This window comes from Acidocella sp. MX-AZ02, assembly GCF_000306035.1.
Taxonomy (GTDB): Bacteria; Pseudomonadota; Alphaproteobacteria; order Acetobacterales; family Acetobacteraceae; genus Acidocella; species Acidocella facilis.
Genome location: NZ_JH976209.1, coordinates 218,424 through 222,978, shown reverse-complemented (window position 1 = coordinate 222,978; position 4,555 = coordinate 218,424). Strand labels below are relative to the sequence as shown.

At 64.0% G+C, this 4,555-nt stretch carries 5 protein-coding genes; 4 read left to right on the top strand and 1 reads right to left on the bottom strand.

The window, feature by feature from the left end; all coding sequences use genetic code 11:
• The 3 genes from MXAZACID_RS13275 to MXAZACID_RS18370 all read left to right on the top strand — a co-directional run.
• Positions 1 to 2,187: DEAD/DEAH box helicase (locus MXAZACID_RS13275; RefSeq protein WP_168118437.1), on the top strand; the 2,187-nt coding region annotated here is incomplete at its 5' end.
• Between the two features lie 16 nt (positions 2,188 to 2,203).
• Positions 2,204 to 3,025: a sulfotransferase domain-containing protein gene (locus tag MXAZACID_RS13270; protein ID WP_008494934.1), complete on the top strand. Its 822-nt coding sequence runs from the start codon at positions 2,204 to 2,206 to the stop codon at positions 3,023 to 3,025.
• 134 nt (positions 3,026 to 3,159) lie between these two features.
• Positions 3,160 to 3,327, top strand: coding sequence for a YdcH family protein (locus tag MXAZACID_RS18370; protein WP_008494933.1), 168 nt, complete (start codon positions 3,160 to 3,162; stop codon positions 3,325 to 3,327).
• 204 nt (positions 3,328 to 3,531) lie between these two features.
• Here MXAZACID_RS18370 and MXAZACID_RS13265 read toward each other — a convergent pair whose 3' ends face one another.
• A complete protein-coding gene (locus MXAZACID_RS13265) occupies positions 3,532 to 4,101 on the bottom strand; it encodes a DUF1013 domain-containing protein (protein WP_008494932.1) in 570 nt (189 codons plus the stop codon).
• 125 nt (positions 4,102 to 4,226) lie between these two features.
• Here MXAZACID_RS13265 and MXAZACID_RS13260 point away from each other — a divergent pair, with 125 nt between their 5' ends.
• Complete coding sequence (locus tag MXAZACID_RS13260; RefSeq protein ID WP_008494931.1) at positions 4,227 to 4,427, top strand: DUF1192 domain-containing protein; 201 nt, start codon at positions 4,227 to 4,229, stop codon at positions 4,425 to 4,427.
• Positions 4,428 to 4,555 lie beyond the last annotated feature (128 nt).

Genomic DNA, 4,555 nt, shown 5'->3' with positions numbered 1-4,555 from the left:
GTGCTGACGCTGGATTTCGACTATGGCGGCGTGCGCGTGGATGGCGCCGATGACAGCCAGTTCATGCGCATCCGCACCGGCGGGCAGATCGCCTTCATCCGCCGCGACCCGGCGGCTGAAGCCGCGGCCCTGGACGAGCTGCGCCCGGATGGCTTCGTGCAGATGCGCGTGGCCGATGGCAAAGCCGCGCGCGGCCAGCGCGTGCTGGTGTTCCGGGGCGAGGATGCCGCCGCCAAATGGCACCATTTCGTCGCGGTGCGCATCCCGGAACTCACCGAGAAAGGCTGGCAGGCACAGATCGACGCGAATTTCGGCCCGCAGCTGGCCGATAATGTCGGCAATCTGGACGTGGTGGTGCAGGATGCCGAGAAGGGCAATTTCAGCCTGGAATTCGGCATTGAGATCGATGGCGAGCGGCACCCGCTGCTGCCGATCCTGGAGCATCTGTTGGCCCGTGGCGGCTATGAGGCGGCGCAGATCGTCGATGGCGAGATCATCACCTCGCTGGAGGATGGCCGCGTCATCAAGCTGCCGGCGGACCGCATCAAGCGGCTGCTGAACGTGATGGGCGATCTGATCGAGGCCGCCGGGCGCACCGCCGAGAAAAATCTGGTTCTCCCCGTGGGGGCCGCCGCCACGGTGCTGGATCTGGAGGATGTGCTCACCACATCCTGGCAGAACGCCGCCGATATCGAGGCCTATGTCGAGCGCTTCCGCGGCGAGCCGGAGATCATCCCGGTGGAAGTGCCGGAGGCCTTCAAGGGGTCGCTGCGCCCTTATCAGCAGCATGGCGTGGACTGGCTGCAGCATCTGGCCGGGCACGGGCTGGGCGCCTTCCTGGCCGACGATATGGGGCTGGGCAAGACCGCGCAGACCATCGCGCATATTTGCGTGGAACATGCCGAGGGCCGGCTGACCGCCCCGGCGCTGATCGTGGTGCCGACCTCGCTGGTCGCCAACTGGACGGCGGAGCTGCGCAAATTCGCCCCGCATCTGCGGGTGGAGGTGCTGCACGGCATGGAGCGCCATGAGAAGCGCGACAAGCTGGAAGATGTGAATGTCGTCGTCACCACCTATACGGTGCTGACCCGCGACATCGAATTCATGAAGCCGCTGCCCTGGCATCTCACCGTGCTGGACGAGGCGCAGGCGATCAAATCCCCCGAGGCGCGGGCGACGCGCGCGGTCTGCCAGCTCAAGGCCGAGAACAAGATCTGCCTCTCCGGCACGCCGATTGAGAATAATCTCGACGAGCTGTGGTCGCAATTCGCCTTCCTGATGCCGGGCCTGTTGGGCGACCGGCGCGGCTTTACCAAGCGCTTCCGCACGCCGATCGAGAAGAACGGCGATCCGGTGGTGCGCGGCCAGCTGATCAGCCGCATCCAGCCCTTCATCCTGCGCCGCACCAAGTCCGAGGTGGCGACGGAGCTGCCGCCCAAGCACACCATCCTGCGCCGCATCACTTTGGCGCCGGACCAGCGGGAGCTCTACGAGACCATTCGCGGTACGCTGTATGAGACGGTGAAGGAGCAGATGGCCGAGCGCACGCTGGCGCAGAGCCGGGTCATCGTGCTGGATGCGCTTTTGAAGCTGCGCCAGGCCTGCTGCGACCCGCGCCTGGTGAAGCTGGGGGCCACGCGCGGCACCGAAAGCTCCGCCAAGCTGGATGATCTGATGGAGATGGTCTCCGAGCTGATCCCGGAAGGGCGGCGCATCCTGGTGTTCTCGCAATTCACCTCGATGCTGGATCTGATCAAGCCGCGCCTGGACGAGGCGGGGATTCCCTTCGTCGAGCTGCGCGGCGATACGCGCGACCGCGCCACCCCGGTGCAGCGCTTCGAGGCCGGCGAGGTGCCCTTGTTCCTGATCTCGCTGAAAGCCGGCGGGCGCGGTTTGAACCTGACCTCGGCCGATACCGTCATCCATTACGACCCCTGGTGGAACCCGGCGATCGAGGCCCAGGCCTCCGACCGCGCGCATCGGATCGGCCAGACCAAATCCGTGTTCGTCTATAAGCTGATCGCGACCGAGACGGTCGAGGAGCGGATTCTGGAGCTGCAGCAGCGCAAGGCGGAGCTGGCCTCCATCGCCTTCCAGGATGCCGGCGGCATGGCCTTCAACGCCGATGATATCGACTTCCTGTTCGGCCGCGACACGGCGGCTTCGGAAGCGGCGGAAGCGGCGTAAAAATCAGGAGGCGTGCATGGGCAAGCTGGTCTGGCTCGCCTCCTATCCCAAATCCGGCAATACCTGGGTCAGGGCGTTTCTGCATAATTATGTGCTGAACGCGCGGACCCCGCACAGCATCAACGCGCTGGTGGATGTCACCATCTCCGAATGCGCGATGGCGTTTTTCGGCACGCCGGGGGAGATTTTGCCCCCCGCCGAGGTCCAAGCGCGCCGGCCCCAGGTGCATGAGGCCCTGACCCGGCTGCATGAGGATCTGGTGTTCGTGAAAACCCATAACGCCCATCTCAGCGCGCATGGGGTGCAGCTGATCACGCCCGAAGCCACCGCCGGGGCGATCTATATCGTCCGCGATCCGCGCGATGTGGCCCTCTCTTACGCCGCCTTCACCGGCAAATCCGTGGATGAGATCATCGATTTCATGGACGCCGAAGGTGCTGCCAATGCCTCGGATGGCACCCAGGTGTTCGAGCTGCTCTCCTCCTGGTCCGCCCATGCGCTCTCCTGGGTCGCCTCCCCGCGACGTCTGCTGGTGCGCTATGAGGATCTGCTGGCCGATCCGCAGCGCGGCTTTGGCCGGATCATCCGCTTCCTGGGTGCGGCCGGGGACGTGCCCGACCCGGAGCGGCTCAGCCGGGCGATCGAATTCAGCAGCTTCAAGAGGTTGGCCGGGCAGGAAGCGCGGGAGGGCTACCGCGCCGGCGGCCCGGGTGAGGCTAAATTCTTCCGCCAGGGCGAGGCCGGGGGCTGGCGCGGCCGGCTCAGCCCCGCCCAGGCCGGCAAGATCTGGGCCGCGCACGGGAAGGTGATGGAAAAATTCGGTTATCCACAGAATTGATCCGCCCACAAACCAACTGATCCCGATTTCACGTGACAGTTCGATGGCAATGGGACTAGCCTGAGCATCCGGGCACAGCCCGCCGATCAAGGGGGCACCCGGGTTTCGTTGGCCATCAGCCATTAGGAGACACCATGAACCTGCAATCACGTCTCGCGGCCCTGAAAGGGCGTCATGCCAGCCTGGAAAGCCAGATCGCCGCCGAGGATCGGCGGCCGCTACCGGACATGGCGGCACTTTCCCGCCTGAAAGTTGAGAAATTGCGGCTCAAGGAAGAGATGGAACGGATACGTACTCAATAAGAGACGAGAGCAATATGTGTTGAGATTGACGCGATAGCGTCAAGATAAACGCATGAAATTGCTCGCCAAAGCAAAATTTGGCGCCTCATGCTATTGACGCTTTATGCTCAAAGCATGATGCGCCAGCGTCGGAATACGGAAAAGGGGGCGAAAAGCCCCCTTTTTTGCTGCCCTTGCTTGGTTATCTCCGGCCCGTCGCGTTTATCAGGCCGCTTCGGCCGGGCCGGGCGGCGGCGGCGGGGTGAGGCCTTCGCGGGTGACGCGCTCATTGGCGGCATTCACCGCATCGTTCAGGTCAGACTGCTTGCACAGCCCCAAAATCACCGGGTCGCGCGGCTTGATGTTGGCGGCGTTCCAGTGCGAGCGGTCGCGGATCTTCTGGATGGTGTCCTTGGTGGTGCCCAGCAGCTTGACGATCTGCGCGTCGGTGAGATGCGGGTAGGAACGCAGCAGGAAGGCAATGGCATCCGGGCGGTCATTGCGCTTGGCCACGGGGGTATAGCGCCCGCCCTTCTGCTTCTTGTGCATTTCCGGCTGTGGCAGCAGCTTCAGCCGGCGGGAGCTGTCAGCCTCGCAGCGCTGGATATCCTCGGCGGTGATCTGCTTGTTCATCACCGGATCGTAGCCGACAATCCCTTGCGCGACCTCGCCATCCGCGATCGCCTGGACTTCCAGGGGATGCATGCCACAGAAATCCGCGATCTGCTCGAAAGTGAGGCCGGTCTTGTCAATCAGCCAGACTGCGGTAGCTTTGGGCATCAAGGGCAAGGACATGGATCGATTACCTTTTCTCGTTTCGGGCCGAGGCGCCCGAAACGGACATAGTTACTCGCTTCGGCCCCGCAAGTACAACTGGCGGGGTTATCGAGCCCGCGCCACCTTTTGGTCAAGTCCAAACCATGACATTTTCTGAAGAAGACCTGCCGCCACGGAAGAAAAAGAGGCTGGAGCCACCGGTTCTGGACACTCTGGGGGTGGAGGAGCTGCAACTCTATATCACGGAATTGCAGGAAGAAATCCGCCGGGTGGAGGCGGAGATCAAGGCCAAGCAGGCGCATGCCGCCGCCGCCGCGCTTTTCTTCAAGCCGCCCGGCGCCTGAGCTCAGATGGCGCGACGCAACCAGGTGGGCCGGGGGGCGCTGGAAAAACCAGCGCCCCGCCGGCCGAAAGGGCTTTCGGCTGAGGATCTGGAGCTGTGGGCGGCCTATGGGCGCACGCTGAGCCGGCT